The following is a 15,827-nucleotide window of genomic DNA, read 5'->3' as shown; positions in this document are numbered from 1 at the left end:
CCCACGGGCTGCCGGCCGGAATACCCCCCTCTGTCGGTGTTGCCGACATCTCCCCCTCAAGGGGGGAGATGGGAAGTCCGCACGGCCGTTGCGCGCTATGTTGGTGCGTTTGCGATCTGTTGCGAAGCTGCTTTCTTTTCGAGAGCGATGCGCCAAGCGATCTCCCCCCTTGAGGGGGAGATGTCACAAAGTGACAGAGGGGGGTGACCCCGTTGGAGAGGCAGGAGGAGACTGCGGGGAGGATCATCATGCTGTCACCTCGAACCGAACGAGCTCGGCCTTTTCACCTGACGTTTCCAGGAGAAACCGCATCAGCAGGTTCTTCGCGGCGAGCATGCGATAGGTTGCCGTGGCGCGCCAGTCGGTCAGTGGCTGATAATCCCGTTCAAAGGCTTTCTGCGCCGTCGTGATCGTCTCTTCGTTCCAGGGTTGCCCGATCAGCGCCGCTTCGACTTGCGTTGCCCGCTTGGGCGTTCCGGCCATGCCGCCAAAGGCAATTCGCGCCAACTGCACCCGGTTGCCGCCATCGAGTCCGATACGGAACGCGCCGCAAAGGGCAGAGATATCCTCGTCACGACGCTTTGAGACTTTATAAACAGAGAACAGCTCGCCATCCGGCAGGCTGGGGACGAAGACGCTCTCGACGAATTCTCCGGGCCTGCGATCCTGCCGTCCATATTCGATGAAGTAGTCCTCAAGCGGAACGGTCCTACGTCCGCCTTTCGACCGCAGCGTCACGGTCGCACCGAGTGCGATCAGCGGCGGCGGGCTGTCGCCGATCGGCGAGCCATTGGCGACATTGCCGCCGATCGTGCCCATATTGCGCACCTGCTCGCCGCCGAGCCGGTCAAGCAGGCGACCGAAGGCGGGGTAGCGCGCCGAGATCAGGTCGAAAGCGGCCGAATAGGTCGCGCCTGCGCCAATGACAATGCCCTCTTGCGTCTCCTCAATCGACTGCAGTTCCTCGATGCCGTTTATGAAGATGACCGGATTGATTGCGCGCATCTGCTTGGTGACCCATAGGCCGACATCGGTGGAGCCGGCGACCACGGTCGCTTGCGGGTAGCTGTCGAGAACGTCGGCCAGGGCCGAGGCCGAGCCAGGAACGATAAGCCTGGCCGCTTCATCGCCGATTAATACGGTTTCATTGCTGCGGATTGCCTTGAGGCGGGTTGTAATATCCCGGCGCGCCTTCATCAGCGGGTCGAACACCGAATCGGGCCTTATAGCCCCGACAGCCGCGGCCGCCCTGACGATCGGCTCGTAGCCGGTGCACCGACAGAGATTGCCCTGCAGCGTCTTTTCGATCTCGGCGCGGCTTGGATTGTCCTTGGACAGCCACAGCCCGTAGAGCGACATGACGATGCCAGGCGTGCAGAAGCCGCACTGCGAGCCGTGATAATCGACCATTGCCTGCTGCACGGGGTGCAGCGCTCCGTCCTTTGCGGCCAGATGCTCGACGGTGACGACATGGGTCGCATTGAGCGATCCGGTGAAACGGATGCAGGCGTTGACGCTTTCATAGATAAGATCGTCGCCGCGAAGGCGGCCGACAAGAACGGTGCAGGCACCGCAATCGCCCTCGGCGCAACCTTCCTTGGTTCCCGTCAGTCGCTGCTCCAGGCGCAGGAAATCGAGCAGCGTCCCGGTTGGCGACACTAACGTCAGCGCGATGTCCCGGTCATTCAGAATAAAGCGGATGCTGCCGGCGGACTTGGTCATGCGGTCTCTTCTTCTTGTATCCACTCTGGAAACTATGCCTAAAACAGGCAGCGTGACAATTGCGTTTTTCCCGCTGCAATCCCTGCTTCCCCTGCAGGACGAAAGGGCATCGATTTGCGTTTTGTTTTCGTTTGACATTCGTTTTTGTATCGTATTGAAGTTTTTTGAAACGCTTGCCGTCTTGAGGAGAGATCGGCAGGCTCAGAAACGCTGGGAGGGGCAGAATGAGCGGATATGTTCTCGCAATCGATCAGGGCACGACCTCGAGCCGCGCGATTGTTTTTGACGCGACGCAGAAGGTGATCGGTTCCGGACAGAAGGAATTCAAGCAGCATTTCCCGAAATCCGGCTGGGTGGAGCATGATCCCGAAGAAATCTGGGATACCGTCACCTCGACGATCAAGGAAGCCATCCGCACGGCCGGCATCAAGGCGAGCGACCTTTCAGCGATAGGCATCACCAATCAGCGCGAGACGGTCGTCGTCTGGGAGCGCGAGAGTGGCAAGCCGATCCACAATGCCATCGTCTGGCAAGACCGCCGCACCGCCTCCTATTGCGACAAGCTGAAGCGGCAGGGGCTGGAAAAGACCTTCACCAAGAAGACCGGGCTTTTGCTCGATCCCTATTTCTCCGGTACCAAGCTCTCCTGGATGCTCGCCAATGTGAAGGGCGCGCGTACCCGCGGATCCAAGGGCGAACTCTGCTTCGGCACGATCGACACATTCCTGATCTGGCGGTTGACGGGCGGCAAGTCTTTCGTCACTGACGCGACCAATGCCTCTCGTACGCTTATGTACAACATCGCCACCAACGAGTGGGATCGCGACCTGTTGGAGATCCTGCGCGTTCCCGAAGCAATGCTGCCGCAGGTCCTTGATTGCGCCGCTGATTTCGGCGTCACCGAAGCGTCGATCCTCGGGGCGGAAGTCCCGATCCTCGGCGTTGCCGGTGACCAGCAGGCCGCAACCATCGGGCAGGCCTGCTTCCAGCCTGGCATGATGAAATCGACCTACGGCACCGGCTGCTTCGCACTTCTCAACACCGGAAAGGACATCGTCCGCTCGAAGAACCGCCTTCTCACGACGATCGCCTATCGTCTCGACGGCGAAACCACTTATGCGCTGGAAGGGTCGATCTTTGTCGCCGGCGCTTCCGTACAGTGGCTGCGCGACGGGCTGAAGATGATCGAGGCGGCGCCGGATACCGGGACGCTTGCCGAAAACGCCGATCCATCGCAGGAGGTCTATCTCGTGCCGGCCTTTACCGGTCTGGGCGCCCCGCATTGGGATCCGGACGCACGCGGCGCGATCTTCGGCATGACGCGCAACACCGGCCCGGCGGAGTTTGCCCGCGCAGCTCTCGAGGCCGTCTGCTACCAGACGCGCGATTTGCTCGACGCAATGCACAAGGACTGGAGGAGCGACGGCAAGGAAACCGTGCTGCGCGTCGACGGCGGCATGGTGGTGTCCGACTGGACCATGCAGCGCCTGTCCGATCTGCTCGACGCGCCGGTAGACCGTCCGACCATACTCGAAACCACCGCGCTCGGCGTTGCCTGGCTTGCCGGCAGCCGGGCCGGCATCTGGCCGAACCAGAAGGATTTCGCCAAATCCTGGGCGCGCGACTGCCGGTTCGAGCCGACGATGGACGAGGCAACGCGCAAGTCGAAGATCAAGGGCTGGAAGGACGCCGTCCGCCGGACGCTGAGCGAAGGCTAGGAAACGTTGCTGCCCGATATTAAATGTAGTAACGTTGCTACAATTTGATGGAGGACGCGGATGGTAACCACTCTTTCGAGCCGTGAATTCAATCAGGATACCGGCCGTGCCAAGAAGGCGGCGAAAAACGGCCCGGTTTTCATCACCGACCGGGGGCGGCCGGCGCATGTGCTGTTGTCGATCGAGGATTATCGCAAGATGACGGAAATGGTTAGCGCTCATGTCGAGCGGGCGCAGGTTTTCACTGACAAGCCCAAAAAGAATATCCTTGAACTTCTTGCTATGCCGGGGCTGGAAAAACTCGACGATGATTTCGAATTTCCCATTCTTCGAACGATTAGCTTGAAGCCGGATGAGTTCGACGACTGATGTATCTTCTTGATACAAATGTTGTTTCGGAATTCCGGAAAGCTGCTGCCGGCCGCGCTGATCCGAACGTGACCGCCTGGGCAAAATTGATTCCGCCCGATCAATTTTACATTTCGGTCATTACCATACTGGAACTCGATATTGGCGTACTGCGTAAGCAAAGGCGTGATCCGATTCAGGCGTCGATTTATCGCGAATGGTTGGTATCGGCAGTATTTCCAATATTCCGTGAGCGTATCTTGATGGTCGACCTGCGTGTCGTGCAGGCTGCCGCGCCTCTTCACGTGCCGGATCCTCGCCCCGACAGGGATGCGTTTATTGCTGCGACGGCGCTCGTCCATAATTTCACTGTTGTCACCCGCAATCTTCGCGATTTCCATGGTACCGGCGTGCGTCTTCTCAACCCATGGGAAACATGAAACACACTGTTTCGGTGCCGATGCTATGACGCGCCTGCATCGCTCGCTATGTGTAAGTCAATCAACAGCTTCGCCCGCCAACCGGACGGAAAAGACAGGTAGGACGCCATGGAGCTTGGCCTTTACACATTCGGAGACGTTCATCCCGACGCGCCGACCGGGCGCGGCAGGGAAGGCGAGGAGCGGGTGCGCCATCTCATCGAGGAGATCGAACTGGCCGATCAGGTCGGGCTCGATGTCTTCGGGCTCGGCGAGCATCATCGCCCGGATTATGTGGCATCAGCGCCGGCGATGATCCTTGCCGCGGCCGCTTCCCGCACGAAAAATATCACGCTGACAAGCGCCGTCACGGTGCTGAGCTCGGACGATCCGGTGCGGGTGTTCCAGCAATTTGCAACGCTCGACCTGATCTCCAACGGTCGCGCCGAAATCATGGCCGGGCGCGGATCGTTCATCGAGTCCTTCCCGCTGTTCGGTTACGATCTCGAAGATTACGACCAGTTGTTTGCCGAGAAACTGGATCTGCTGCTTGCCATACGCGCCGGCGAGACGGTGACCTGGGCGGGCGAGAAGCGTGCGCCGATCAACGGCCGTGGCGTCTATCCGCGTCCGCTCAACGATCCGCTGCCCATCTGGATTGCCGTTGGCGGCACGCCGCAATCAGTGGCCCGCGCCGGTGCGCTCGGCCTGCCGGTGGCGCTCGCCATCATCGGCGGCGAGCCGGCGCGTTATGCGCCGCTCTTCGATCTCTATCGCGAAGCCGCCCGGCGCGCCGGGCAGGATGCCGCCAAGCTGAAGACCAGCATCAATGTGCACGGTTTCATCGCCGACACGACGCAAACCGCCGCTGACCAGTTCTATGGCCCGCAGGCCGAAGTAATGAACCGCATCGGCCGCGAGCGCGGCTGGGGGCCGACCAGCCGGTCGCATTTCAACCAGGCGATCGGGCCAAACGGCAATCTGTTTCTCGGCGATCCTGAAACCGTCGCGGAAAAGATCGTCCGGCACCAGCGGATCTTCAGGAACGACCGGTTCCTGCTGCAGATGGCGATCGGCCTGATGCCGCATGACCAGATCATGCGCGGCATCGAACTCTACGGCACGAAGGTGGCGCCGCGGGTGCGCGCGGCTTTGGCCGAAGATGCGCAGCAGGTGGAAACCTGATATCGCCGGTTTTCCTGCAATTGGCGTCTGGATTGGCCGCTTTCGGCGCGTTACATAGACCGCCGAAAGCGAGAAAAAATGACCCTCAACAATGACGAAGACCTGCAGCGGTTGAAGGAAATCGGCCGCATCTGCGCCAATGCGGTGCAGATCATGGGCGCCGCTCTCGAGCCCGGCATTACAACGGCGGAACTCGATGCGATCGGCCGCAAGGTGCTCGAGGATGCCGGCGCACGTTCCGCGCCGGAACTCACCTATAATTTTCCCGGCGCGACCTGCATCAGCGTCAATGAAGAGATCGCGCACGGAATTCCCGGAGCGCGCATCATCCAGGCCGGCGATCTCGTCAACATCGACGTCTCGGCCGAGAAGAACGGGCTGTTTGCCGACACCGGTTCCTCCTTTGCAGTTCCGCCAATCAAGCCGCAGATCGAGCGGCTTTGCCGCGACGGCAAGCGTGCCATGTGGGTCGGCCTGAATGAGGTCAAGACAGGCAAGCCGCTGGCGGCGATCGGCAATGCCATCGGCAGCTTCGCCAGGAAGAACCGCTATACGCTCGTTACCAATCTGGCGAGCCACGGTGTCGGCCGCTCCTTGCACGAGGAACCGACGGAAATCGCCACATGGCCGGACAAGCACGAGAAACGCCGGATGACCGACGGCATGGTCTTCACAATTGAGCCCTTTTTGTCGCTGGGCGCCCAATGGGCCGAGGGCGGCGACGACGAGTGGACGCTCTACAGCGAGCCGCGCGCGCCGACCGTTCAGTACGAACATACGGTGGTCGTCACGCGCAACGGGCCGATGGTCGTCACCCTTCCAGGTTGATCCGCAAGGGCGACTATTCACGTCCTTGAACGACTGCATCAAATTTTGTCGTTTGTCTTCGCCATGCTGCGTTGCAATAACGACGGTATGACGACACTGGACCGTCCTCTGAGCCGGAGCCTTGCTCCCACTGCGTTTGCGGGTGCCATCGCCATGGCGGTTGCCATGGGTTTCGGGCGCTTTTCCTATACGCCGATCCTGCCCGGCATGATGGCTGGTCTCGGCCTGACGCCCGCCGACGCCGGGATCGTTGCATCCGCCAATTTCATCGGCTATCTGCTGGGAGCAGTTGCAGCAGGCTATGGCTGGGCGGCGGGACGGGAGAGGGCAATTGCCCTTTCGGCGCTGGTTGCGACTGCGGTGCTGCTGCTGGCCATGGGGCTGACGTCGTCTCTCTTGTGGTTTTCCATCATCCGCTTTCTTGCCGGTCTGGCCAGCGCCTTTACGATGATCTTCACGTCTGCGATCGTGCTCAGCAGGGGGCTTGCCGCCGCCAATCCGCATGTCCAGTCGGTGCATTTCGGCGGTGTCGGCATGGGTATAGCGGTTTCCTCGCTGATGGTGTTCCTGCTGCCGGCCGGCGGTTTCGGTGATTTCGCAACCTGGCAGGTGGCCTGGTTCGGCGGCGCCGTCATCGCCTGTCTCGGCACGCTGATCGTGGCCGCGCTGCTGCCCGAGGGACCGGCAGGACATAGGAATGGCGAGAAGGAGAAACCGCTCGTCTGGACCCGGCCGCTTGTGGTCGTCACGCTCACCTATGGCCTGTTCGGCTTCGGCTACGTCATCACCGCCACGTTCCTTGTCGCCATGGCGCGCCAGGGCGCGACCGACCACACCGTCGAATTCTTCGCCTGGCTGATCACCGGCCTGAGCGCCGCCGTATCGGTCCATGCCTGGTACCGTGCCGTGCCGCGACTGGGAATCGTCGGGGTCTATCTGGCAGGGCTGCTGGTCGAAGCTGTCGGCCTTGTGCTGGCAGTCTCCCTGCCGTCACCCTATGCCCCGCTGATCGGTGGCCTGATGCTGGGGCTCACGTTCATCATGGTCACAGCCTATGGCCTGCAGATCGGCCGGGCGCTCGCACCCCAAAGCCCGCGCAAGGCGCTCGCTTTCATGACCGCCGCCTTCGGCGTCGGCCAGATCGTCGGGCCGCTGGTCGCGGGCGTGCTCGCCGAGCGCAGCGGCAGTTTTACCGCGCCGACATTGCTCGCGGCAGGCGTGCTGCTTTTCTGTGCAGCGCTGACCGGCGTCGAGATGCGTCGCACCGTAGCCGCGATTAAATAGCGGTAACATTAGCTTGACGTGATTGGCAGGTGAGGGCTTTTGCCCTAGGTTCGGCGCATCGAAGCGCGGGCGTTCGCCCGCTCAAGAAACGCGAGTGCAAGCCTTGTTCCATTCCTTCTTTCCGCAGCCAAAGCTATTTTTCCCCTCCGCACTGCTTTGGACGATCGTTGTGGTTGCCATATGGTACACGGTCGGGGCCGACATCGGGGGCCAGTTCGGTCTGCCGCAATTGGCGCCAGGTCAGGAGCCCCCCATCGGCCTGGGGCATTTCTTCACGACGGCTTCCATCTGGTTCTATATCTATTTCATCTCCTCCATGGTGCTCTTCTGCCTCTTCTGGCATTTCTACGCAGCTGAGCATCCTTGGAAATCATGGTCGGTCTGGGGATCTACCTTCATCATTTTCACGGTCTATTTCTCGGTCGATATCAGCGTTGCGCTCAACAATTGGCGTCGTCCCACATATGATCGCATTGTCGAGGCGTTGAAGGCGCCAAACACTGTTCAAGCACCGGAAATCTATGGCTATGCCTTCATCTTCTTCCAACTCGCCACGGTCTACATTATCTCGGCAGTCCTGATCAGTTTCTTTACCAGCCACTATCTGTTCCGTTGGCGTACCGCCATGAACGATTTCTACTATTCGGTCTGGCCCAAAGTGCGCCATATCGAGGGCGCATCGCAGCGCATTCAGGAAGATACGATGCGGTTTGCGACGACGGTCGAAGGGCTTGGTGTCCGCTTGATCGACTCCGTCATGACGCTGATTGCGTTTCTGCCGGTGCTCCACGCGCTGTCGAGTAGTGTAAAAGAGTTGCCCATCGTCGGGGCGATACCGTATCCGCTTGTCATTGCGGCGATTGCCTGGTCAATCTTCGGTACGGTCATGTTGGCGATCGTTGGGGTGAGGCTGCCTGGCCTGGAGTTCCGCAATCAGCGTGTCGAGGCGGCGTATCGAAAGGAACTCGTGTATGGTGAAGACCATGCCGACCGTGCTCAGCCCCAGACCATTCAGGAATTGTTCAGCAACGTCCGCAAGAACTATTTCAGGCTGTATTTCCACTACACCTACTTCAATGTCGCACGATATTTTTATCTGCAGACAGACAACATCTTCCCCTTGTTCCTTATGGTTCCGTCGATCGTTGGGGCGACGATCACCTTTGGTCTCATGCAGCAGATTCAGGGCGCCTTTACGCAGGTTACGAGTTCTTTCCAGTACCTCGTCAATTCCTGGCCGACGGTGATTGAGCTGATTTCGATCTACAAACGTCTTCAGGCGTTCGAGGCTGCGATGCAGGGGGAACCTCTGCCTGCAATCGACCGCGAATTTGTCGAAGCCGGCGAGAACGAAAGCCTGGCCTGACAACTATTGGGAGGCGGCTGCGGCCGCCTTCTTCTCGTTGGCGATCAGCGGCAACGCCTCGGCGTAGCTGACACAGGCAACGTCGGGCTTGCCGCAGGTCTCGGTCAGGAACCGGTCGAGCGCGCGCCAATAGGCGCCGCCATTCATCTCGACGAAGTGGAAACCGAGTTGCAGCGGCACGCGGCCGCCCTGGTATTGCGCGTCAAAGGCGTTCCGGTAGGCCTCGATCGCGCGCTCTTCGAAGGCGGCGCTGTCCTTGCGGTTTTCCACGCCCATCGAATGGCGGATGAAGAGATTGTAGTCCATGCCGATCACCCGGCGCTGCTGCGGCCCCTCGGGAATGAGCGGCAGGCCGAAACGCGGCATGCCGTCCGCGTCCGAAGGCCAGCCGGGGCCTTTGGTCACGAGGCTGGCATCATAGGTGAAGCCGGCCTTTTTCAGCGCGGGCAGTAGGCCGTCGCTTAGGGAGAGATAGGGCGCGCGAAATCCCTTGATGTCATTTGCGGCGAAATCGGCCCAGCCCTCAGGTTCTTCGGTTTCGATGCCACCGGCCTTCCAGGCGTTCAAGAGCGCGGTGTGGAAGGCGGTGAATTCCCGTTTCCAATCGGCCGCGCTCCAGCCCTTGCCGTCGAAATGGCCGCAGGCGTGGCTGCCGATATCGTGACCGGCTTGGTGCGCTTGCCAGATGTGGCGCACGCGAGCCTGTATTTCCTCGCGGCTTAGGGCAAAGCCGACATTGGAGCGTCCGGCCTTTTGTCCGGGCGCCTGGTAAGTCTTGCCGCCTTCCGCTTTCGTCATCAGGAAGGTGCAGGAGAGAAAGTAGGTGAAATGCGCCCCCGTCCGCTTGCCCATCTCCAGGCTCTTTTCCCAGAGCCTGTTATCGTGGGCGCCGTCGAAGGAAATGATGACGAGCTGTTTTCGGGCTGGCGGAGCCGGTGGTTGTACCGCATGGGCGAGGGCGGGAACCAGCGCCAATACGAGAGCGAGGCCGGGAGCGGCGGAAGATCTGGGCATGCGGAAACCTTGGAGGGCGGATGCGGAGTTGCGACCCCTGCCTCATGAATAAGGCAATCCTTTGATCGCGCTGGAATCTTGCCTCCGATCCGGCTATGCGAAGAGGCAGAAAATCTCACAAACGGCGGATGGGCTTCATGACACTTCTTCTTCTGGGCATCGTCATCTTTCTCGGCATGCATCTCGTGCGCGTCGTGGCACCTGGCCTGCGTGCCTCGGTCATCGAGCGCCAGGGCAAGGGCGCCTGGCTGGGCATTTATACGGCCATCAGCCTCGTCGGCCTGCTGCTGATCATCTACGGCTTCGGTGAGGCAAGGGCGGTCACCGGCGTGCTCTATACCCCGCCGGTCTTCCTGACGCACATTTCGCTGCTCTTGATGTTGCTTGCCTTCATCTGTCTCGCCGCCGGCTTTCTGCCGGCAGGCCGCATCGCCGTCGCGGTCAAGCATCCGCAGGTCCTGTCTATCAAGATCTGGGCGCTCGCCCATCTGCTTGCCAATGGCGAGACCTCTTCGGTATTGCTGTTCGGCTCGTTCCTGGCCTGGGCGGTCATTCTGCGCATCTCGCTGAAGCGGCGGGAGCGGGCAGGCGAAAAGGTGCTGCCGGTCTTTCGTTCCACGTCCAACGACCTGCTGGCGGTAGTCATCGGTGCTGTCGCCTACGGCCTGTTTATCTGGAGATTGCACGAGTGGCTGATCGGCGTTGCCCCGATTGTGATGGGCTAAACAGGGCTAAATGCGCGTGCCCCCTTACAACAGCCTCAAAATACGCTAGAAGCGCGCAATCTTACTTTCATCTTTGCAGGGAAGGCCGGGCAACCGGAACAGGAAATGGCGAACCAGGACGACAGCTTTATCCGCGAGGTCAACGAAGAATTGCGCTCCGAGCAGGTCAAGGCCGTCTGGACGCGCTTCGGCGGCCTCATCATCGGGATCGCCATCCTCATCGTTCTCGGCACCATCGGCAAGGTGGGTTACGAATACTGGCACGAGACTTCGGCCTCTCAGTCGGGCGACCAGTTTCTGGCTGCCCTGACGCTCTCCAAGGAAAACAAGGCCGACGAGGCTCTGGCGGCGCTGACGGCACTCGAGAAGGAAGGCTACGGCGCCTATCCGGTGCTGGCAAGGATGCGGGCGGCGACGCTTACCGCGCAGAAGGGTGACGTCGCCGCTGCCGTTCAGGCCTTCTCCGACATTGCCAAGGATGCCAGCCTGCCACAGGCGATGCGCGATGCGGCCCGGATGCGTGCGGCCTATCTGCTGATCGATACCGGCACCTATGAGCAGGTTTCGGCCGAAGCCGAGCAGCTCGCCGTCCCGGGTAACGGCATGCGCCATTCCGCTCGCGAAGCCCTCGGGCTCTCAGCCTACAAGGCCGGCGACATGGCAAAGGCAAAGACGTGGTTCCAGCAGATCGTCGATGATGCCGAAACCCCGCGCAATCTGGCGAACCGCGCCCAGATGCTGCTCGACCTGATCGCCGCCAGCGGCAAGGCGGCCTGACCGGACGTTTCAAAAACAAGTGCCAGGGCATGATGCTCTGAAGAAGACAGGATAACTTGATGAACTTCACCGTCGCCATCGTCGGGCGCCCCAATGTCGGCAAATCCACGCTGTTCAACCGTCTGGTTGGCAAGAAGCTGGCGCTTGTCGATGATACGCCGGGCGTTACCCGCGACCGGCGGCCGGGCGACGCCAAGCTCGTGGACCTGCGCTTCACCATCATCGATACCGCCGGCCTCGAGCAGTCGGGGCCCGAGACCCTGCAGGGGCGCATGTGGGCGCAGACGGAGGCGGCGATCGCAGAGGCTGACCTGACGCTTTTCGTCGTCGACGCCAAACATGGTTTGACCCCGGCCGACGAGACGCTCGGCGAGATGCTGCGCCGTCGCGGCAAGCCGGTGGTGCTGGTTGCCAACAAATCCGAGGCCAAGGGCTCGGACGGCGGTTACTACGACGCCTTCACGCTGGGCCTCGGCGAGCCGGTCGCCATCTCGGCGGAGCACGGCCAAGGCATGATCGATCTGCGCGATGCAATCGTCGAAGCGCTCGGCGAGGACCGCGCTTTCCCGCCGGAAATCGACGAAGCCGAGACCGATGTCGACCTTCGCGGTGGTGAGGAGGCGGAAGACGACGAGGACTTCGAGCCGGAATATGACGACACCAAGCCTTTGCGGGTGGCGATCATCGGCCGTCCGAATGCCGGCAAGTCGACGCTGATCAACCGCTTTCTCGGCGAAGACCGCCTGCTGACCGGTCCTGAGGCCGGCATTACCCGCGACAGCATTTCGGTCGAATGGGACTGGCGCGGTCGCACGATCAAGATGTTCGACACCGCCGGGATGCGCAAGAAGGCGCGGGTGCAGGAAAAGCTGGAGAAGCTCTCCGTCGCCGACAGCCTGCGCTCCATCCGCTTTGCCGAAGCCGTCGTCATCGTCTTCGATGCGACCATCCCCTTCGAAAAGCAGGATCTGCAGCTTGCGGATCTGGTGATCCGTGAAGGTCGCGCGCCGATCCTCGCCTTCAACAAGTGGGACCTGGTGGAAGACCCGCAGGCGTTGCTTGCCGATCTTAGAGAAAAGACCGAGCGCCTGTTGCCGCAGGCCCGCGGCATCCGTGCGGTGCCGATTTCCGGCCAGACGGGTTACGGCCTCGACAAGCTGATGCAGTCGATCATCGATACCGACAAGGTCTGGAACCGCCGCATTTCGACCGCCAAGCTCAACCGCTGGCTGGATCATCAGCAGGTGCAGCATCCGCCGCCGGCCGTGTCGGGCCGCCGCCTGAAGCTGAAATACATGACCCAGGTGAAAGCCCGTCCGCCGGGCTTCATGATTTCCTGCACTCGCCCCGAAGCCGTGCCGGAAAGCTATATCCGCTACCTGACCAACGGCCTGCGAAACGATTTCCAGATGCCCGGCGTGCCGATCCGCATCCATCTGAGGGCATCGGAAAATCCGTTCGAGAACCGCAAGAAGCGGAAATGATCGGCTGACTTGAGCTTACCATGTGATGAACGTTGGACTGTAATCCGCGACCTTGCTGTCACGTGTGATCAAGGTTAGCGGTTCCGTCACCGCCTGCGCAATCAGCAGGCGGTCGAACGGATCAGCATGAACTGTTTTTAGATGTCCGCTCGCGGCCGCATGCGCGACCGAAATGTCGAGAAAACTGTATCCGACAGTCTTGAAATGCCGAACAGCATCCTCCCCGTCGAAAGGAGGCGCGCCGGCGCGTCGCAGGGAGAACTTGATCGCGATTTCCCAGATACTCGCGGCTGAAACGAAAACCTCGTTGTCCCTGTTTGCGATCATGGCGAGCAGTTCGGCGGGAAGTTTGCGGGTATCAGTCAAACTCCATATTGCGACATGGGTGTCGAGGAGCAACCTCATTCGGCTTCTACACTGAAGAGTTTGGCCACATCCTCATCCAGCGCGTTGAAGTCTTCCAGCGACATCTCCGGAAATTGTCCTTCAAGCAATCCCAGGCGCCGTGGCTCTTTTTCTTTGACGATCGGCACCAGTCTCGCCGCCGGCTTGCCATCTCGGGCGATGACGATTTCGCTTTCCGTTCCGTCCTCGACGGCGCTGACAAGCTGGGAAAGCCGGGTTTTCGCTTCCAGCATGTTTACCGTGGTCATCGGTCGGATCCTTGGCTAAACTTAGCTAAGGATAGTATTTGGCGCGGCGAATTGCAAATGCCGCGATTTAGAACAGGGCTTCCAGCTTGTCCCTGGCGACCAGGGCGCCGTGATGCTGAATGACTGCGGCCGCGGTCTGCGCAGCGAACCGGGCCGCCGCGACAGGATCGCCGTCAAGGGCGTAGCGGGAAAGGAACGCGCCGTTGAAGCTGTCGCCGGCGCTGGTCGTATCGACGATTTTCTCCACCTTGGCCGAGGGGACGAACTCGGTTTTGCTGTCGCCGAAGCTCAGGGTCACGCCGTTCGGCCCATCCTTGACGACGACATTCGCCACACCGAGACTGCGATATCGCGCGATTGTAGCCGCAATATCGGCGTCGCCGAAATGGGCGGCTTCATCGTCGAAACTCGGCATGACCAGGCTGGACGCGCGGGCGCCTGCGGAGATGGTTTCCAGCATGCGGGTCTTGTCGTCCCACAGGCGCGGGCGGATATTGGGATCGAACACCACGAGCTTGCCGGCCGCCTTGGCGCGGCGCAGTTCCAAGAGCAGCGTCTCGACGGCGTTCGGCGCAAGAATGGCCAGCGTGATGCCAGAAAAGACGAGGATATCGGAGGCTTCGGCGGCCTCACGCAGGTGGTCGGCGTCGTCGGCAAGCAGCTTGGCGGCGGAGACCGAGCGCCAGTAGGAAAAGCTGCGTTCGCCGTCCTTCAGGTGGATCATATAGAGCCCGGGCGTACGTCCCTCGATGCATCGGATGTAACCGGTGCCGACGCCGGTCTTTTCGATGAAGGCAAGCATCTCGTCGGAGATCGCATCGGTGCCGACCGCCGTGAAATAATCGACGGACCAGTCCCCAGGCAGGAACAGCCGGGCGTAATAAGCGGTATTGAAGCTGTCGCCGGCATAGCCCTTGCGCAGGAGATCACCCTCGGCCTGCATCAGTTCCACCATGCATTCGCCGATCGAAAGCAGCCTGCCTGCCATGAAATCCTCCCGCCCAGTTTCTCACGTTCCAAAGCGTCCTTTGCGCGCCGTTCGGGGCGCGGCGCTTTAGTCGCGCCTTCTTGCGAAAGCCGAGATACGGCTTACCAGCGCGGAAGGCAAGCGGATGCCGTCCTCGCGTGAGCGGTTCAGGGCCGCGAATTTCGAGACGCCGGGGATATGGACGCCGTAGCCGTCTGAAAGCCGCTGCAACTGCGCGGCGAGCCGGTCTTCAAAGTCTCCGTCGAGCAGAGCGGGGGCGATGGCGATAACTGTGAGGCCGCTGCCGGGCGTCCTGTCGCCGCTCATGAAATCCGGCGCATCGAGCGACCAGTTGGCGCCGCTCAGACCCGCCGCCAATACCTCGACCATCAATGCGATATTGGCGCCGCGTGCACCGCCAAAGGCAAGCATCGCGCCACTCATGGCCTCCGTCGCATCGGTTGTCGGGTGCCCTGTCGCGTCGACCGCCCAGCCTGCCGGGATCGGTTCACCGCGTGCCGCCGCCTCGCGAACCCTGGCGAAAGCGGTGGCGCTGGAGGATTGGTCGATGAGGAGCGGCGCATCATTCCTGCGGGGGGCTGCGAAGGCGAGCGGGTTGGTGCAATAGACCGGTTTTGCGCTGCCGGACCCGGCAATCAGCGCGGGACCGTTGGTGGCGGCCAGGCCAACGAGGCCCTGTTGCGCCAGCCGGAAGACATAGTCCCCGAGTTCGCCGGATGTAAAGCTGTTGAATTGGGCAAAAAGTGCAATGCCGTAGGTCCTGGCCTTGTCGGTCAGATCGTCAAAGGCGAGGTCGAAACCCAGCTGCGCAATACCGCCATCGGCATCCACCCGGATCAGGGCGGGGGCGGGGTCTGTCCGCTTGGGTTCGGCCTTGTTGTTGATGCGGCCGGCGACCAGACTGTCGAGATAGTCGACGAGATGGGAAAAGCCGACAGCCGTCGGGCTGCGCGCGTCGGCGTCCACCGTGGCGCGGGCAAGAGATGCGGCCATGGCCGGGCTCGCTCCGGCTCCAAGGAGTGCTGCAACGGCGAATTCGAGTGCATGGGCAAAGCTGAATGAGATCCACTTCTCGCTCATCTCATCTCCAGGGTTGCTTCGTCATGAACGGACAGGCTGCCGAAGATCATGCGGGCTTGGCGGCGCTCCCGGATCGGCACCAGGATGTTCGGAAACGGACGCTGCACTGGCTTCTCCGCTTGGTGTGGCTGGCGGGAACCCATCATCATTTTTGCACCACGGCCCGTCAATCTCCCCAGACGGCGGGGAATGCCGTTTACTCGCTCTTTCTGCGACGATACATCTTCCGGCATGTT

Annotated in this window: 17 protein-coding genes; 10 read left to right on the top strand and 7 right to left on the bottom strand. The window is 61.1% G+C overall.

Annotated features, from left to right (window positions below; all coding sequences use genetic code 11):
• Positions 1-246 precede the first annotated feature (246 nt).
• Positions 247-1,722 (bottom strand): xanthine dehydrogenase small subunit, encoded by a 1,476-nt coding sequence (gene xdhA / locus JNB71_RS05600; RefSeq protein WP_220370805.1) that lies wholly within the window; start codon positions 1,720-1,722, stop codon positions 247-249.
• 224 nt (positions 1,723-1,946) lie between these two features.
• On the opposite strand from xdhA, the gene glpK reads away from it, so the two are divergent.
• The 7 genes from glpK to sbmA all read left to right on the top strand — a co-directional run bounded on the left by glpK (position 1,947) and on the right by sbmA (position 8,870).
• A complete protein-coding gene (gene glpK, locus JNB71_RS05595; RefSeq protein ID WP_220370804.1) occupies positions 1,947-3,440 on the top strand; it encodes a glycerol kinase GlpK in 1,494 nt (497 codons plus the stop codon).
• Positions 3,441-3,500: 60 nt separating this feature from the next.
• Complete coding sequence (locus tag JNB71_RS05590; RefSeq protein WP_220370803.1) at positions 3,501-3,809, top strand: type II toxin-antitoxin system Phd/YefM family antitoxin; 309 nt, start codon at positions 3,501-3,503, stop codon at positions 3,807-3,809.
• Positions 3,806-4,228 carry a type II toxin-antitoxin system VapC family toxin gene (locus tag JNB71_RS05585; protein ID WP_220371159.1) on the top strand — a complete coding sequence of 141 codons (423 nt, stop codon included), beginning with the start codon at positions 3,806-3,808 and terminating at the stop codon, positions 4,226-4,228. The genes JNB71_RS05590 and JNB71_RS05585 overlap by 4 nt, the downstream gene beginning before the upstream one ends.
• 108 nt (positions 4,229-4,336) lie before the next feature.
• Complete coding sequence (locus JNB71_RS05580) at positions 4,337-5,392, top strand: LLM class flavin-dependent oxidoreductase (protein ID WP_220370802.1); 1,056 nt, start codon at positions 4,337-4,339, stop codon at positions 5,390-5,392.
• Between the two features lie 78 nt (positions 5,393-5,470).
• Positions 5,471-6,220 (top strand): type I methionyl aminopeptidase, encoded by a 750-nt coding sequence (gene map, locus JNB71_RS05575; RefSeq protein ID WP_220370801.1) that lies wholly within the window; start codon positions 5,471-5,473, stop codon positions 6,218-6,220.
• Between the two features lie 63 nt (positions 6,221-6,283).
• Entirely contained in the window at positions 6,284-7,504 is a 1,221-nt protein-coding gene (locus JNB71_RS05570; RefSeq protein ID WP_431028177.1) for an MFS transporter, read from the top strand.
• A 103-nt stretch (positions 7,505-7,607) separates the two neighbouring features.
• Positions 7,608-8,870: a peptide antibiotic transporter SbmA gene (gene sbmA, locus JNB71_RS05565; RefSeq protein WP_220371157.1), complete on the top strand. Its 1,263-nt coding sequence runs from the start codon at positions 7,608-7,610 to the stop codon at positions 8,868-8,870.
• 3 nt (positions 8,871-8,873) lie between these two features.
• Here the strand turns inward: sbmA and JNB71_RS05560 are convergent, their stop codons facing one another.
• Positions 8,874-9,884, bottom strand: a complete 1,011-nt coding sequence (locus JNB71_RS05560; RefSeq protein ID WP_220370800.1) for a polysaccharide deacetylase family protein — start codon at positions 9,882-9,884, stop codon at positions 8,874-8,876.
• Between the two features lie 137 nt (positions 9,885-10,021).
• Between JNB71_RS05560 and JNB71_RS05555 the strand changes: the two genes are divergently transcribed.
• The 3 genes from JNB71_RS05555 to der all read left to right on the top strand — a co-directional run bounded on the left by JNB71_RS05555 (position 10,022) and on the right by der (position 12,870).
• The gene (locus tag JNB71_RS05555; RefSeq protein WP_220370799.1) at positions 10,022-10,609 is read left to right on the top strand and encodes an NnrU family protein; all 588 of its coding nucleotides are present in this window, start codon (positions 10,022-10,024) and stop codon (positions 10,607-10,609) included.
• Between the two features lie 105 nt (positions 10,610-10,714).
• Complete coding sequence (locus JNB71_RS05550; protein ID WP_220370798.1) at positions 10,715-11,386, top strand: tetratricopeptide repeat protein; 672 nt, start codon at positions 10,715-10,717, stop codon at positions 11,384-11,386.
• Positions 11,387-11,445: 59 nt separating this feature from the next.
• Complete coding sequence (gene der / locus JNB71_RS05545) at positions 11,446-12,870, top strand: ribosome biogenesis GTPase Der (RefSeq protein ID WP_220370797.1); 1,425 nt, start codon at positions 11,446-11,448, stop codon at positions 12,868-12,870.
• Between the two features lie 15 nt (positions 12,871-12,885).
• Here der and JNB71_RS05540 read toward each other — a convergent pair whose 3' ends face one another.
• The 5 genes from JNB71_RS05540 to JNB71_RS05520 form a co-directional block, all read right to left on the bottom strand.
• A complete protein-coding gene (locus tag JNB71_RS05540) occupies positions 12,886-13,275 on the bottom strand; it encodes a type II toxin-antitoxin system VapC family toxin (RefSeq protein WP_220370796.1) in 390 nt (129 codons plus the stop codon).
• A complete protein-coding gene (locus tag JNB71_RS05535) occupies positions 13,272-13,523 on the bottom strand; it encodes a type II toxin-antitoxin system Phd/YefM family antitoxin (RefSeq protein ID WP_220370795.1) in 252 nt (83 codons plus the stop codon). The genes JNB71_RS05540 and JNB71_RS05535 overlap by 4 nt, the downstream gene beginning before the upstream one ends.
• A gap of 67 nt (positions 13,524-13,590) precedes the next feature.
• On the bottom strand, positions 13,591-14,511 hold the full coding sequence (locus JNB71_RS05530; RefSeq protein ID WP_220370794.1) for a sugar kinase: 921 nt from the start codon (positions 14,509-14,511) through the stop codon (positions 13,591-13,593).
• A 66-nt stretch (positions 14,512-14,577) separates the two neighbouring features.
• Positions 14,578-15,591, bottom strand: coding sequence for an Ldh family oxidoreductase (locus JNB71_RS05525; protein WP_220370793.1), 1,014 nt, complete (start codon positions 15,589-15,591; stop codon positions 14,578-14,580).
• Positions 15,588-15,824 carry a hypothetical protein gene (locus JNB71_RS05520; protein ID WP_220370792.1) on the bottom strand — a complete coding sequence of 79 codons (237 nt, stop codon included), beginning with the start codon at positions 15,822-15,824 and terminating at the stop codon, positions 15,588-15,590. Before JNB71_RS05520 ends, JNB71_RS05525 begins: the two co-directional genes overlap by 4 nt.
• Positions 15,825-15,827: the final 3 nt, after the last annotated feature.

Origin of the sequence: Rhizobium herbae, assembly GCF_019511375.1 — a bacterium.
Lineage (GTDB): Bacteria > Pseudomonadota > Alphaproteobacteria > Rhizobiales > Rhizobiaceae > Pararhizobium > Pararhizobium herbae_A.
The sequence above is the reverse complement of the archived record's forward strand: the minus strand, read 5'-3'. Positions and strand labels throughout refer to the sequence as shown.

Coding starts and splice junctions, on each gene's coding strand:
- xdhA (WP_220370805.1), bottom strand. CDS start 1,722: ATGACCAAGTCCGCCGGCAGCATCCGCTTTATTCTGAATGACCGGGAC.
- glpK (WP_220370804.1), top strand. CDS start 1,947: ATGAGCGGATATGTTCTCGCAATCGATCAGGGCACGACCTCGAGCCGC.
- JNB71_RS05590 (WP_220370803.1), top strand. CDS start 3,501: ATGGTAACCACTCTTTCGAGCCGTGAATTCAATCAGGATACCGGCCGT.
- JNB71_RS05580 (WP_220370802.1), top strand. CDS start 4,337: ATGGAGCTTGGCCTTTACACATTCGGAGACGTTCATCCCGACGCGCCG.
- map (WP_220370801.1), top strand. CDS start 5,471: ATGACCCTCAACAATGACGAAGACCTGCAGCGGTTGAAGGAAATCGGC.
- JNB71_RS05570 (WP_431028177.1), top strand. CDS start 6,284: ATGCTGCGTTGCAATAACGACGGTATGACGACACTGGACCGTCCTCTG.
- JNB71_RS05560 (WP_220370800.1), bottom strand. CDS start 9,884: ATGCCCAGATCTTCCGCCGCTCCCGGCCTCGCTCTCGTATTGGCGCTG.
- JNB71_RS05555 (WP_220370799.1), top strand. CDS start 10,022: ATGACACTTCTTCTTCTGGGCATCGTCATCTTTCTCGGCATGCATCTC.
- JNB71_RS05550 (WP_220370798.1), top strand. CDS start 10,715: ATGGCGAACCAGGACGACAGCTTTATCCGCGAGGTCAACGAAGAATTG.
- der (WP_220370797.1), top strand. CDS start 11,446: ATGAACTTCACCGTCGCCATCGTCGGGCGCCCCAATGTCGGCAAATCC.
- JNB71_RS05540 (WP_220370796.1), bottom strand. CDS start 13,275: ATGAGGTTGCTCCTCGACACCCATGTCGCAATATGGAGTTTGACTGAT.
- JNB71_RS05535 (WP_220370795.1), bottom strand. CDS start 13,523: ATGACCACGGTAAACATGCTGGAAGCGAAAACCCGGCTTTCCCAGCTT.
- JNB71_RS05530 (WP_220370794.1), bottom strand. CDS start 14,511: ATGGCAGGCAGGCTGCTTTCGATCGGCGAATGCATGGTGGAACTGATG.
- JNB71_RS05525 (WP_220370793.1), bottom strand. CDS start 15,591: ATGAGCGAGAAGTGGATCTCATTCAGCTTTGCCCATGCACTCGAATTC.
- JNB71_RS05520 (WP_220370792.1), bottom strand. CDS start 15,824: ATGCCGGAAGATGTATCGTCGCAGAAAGAGCGAGTAAACGGCATTCCC.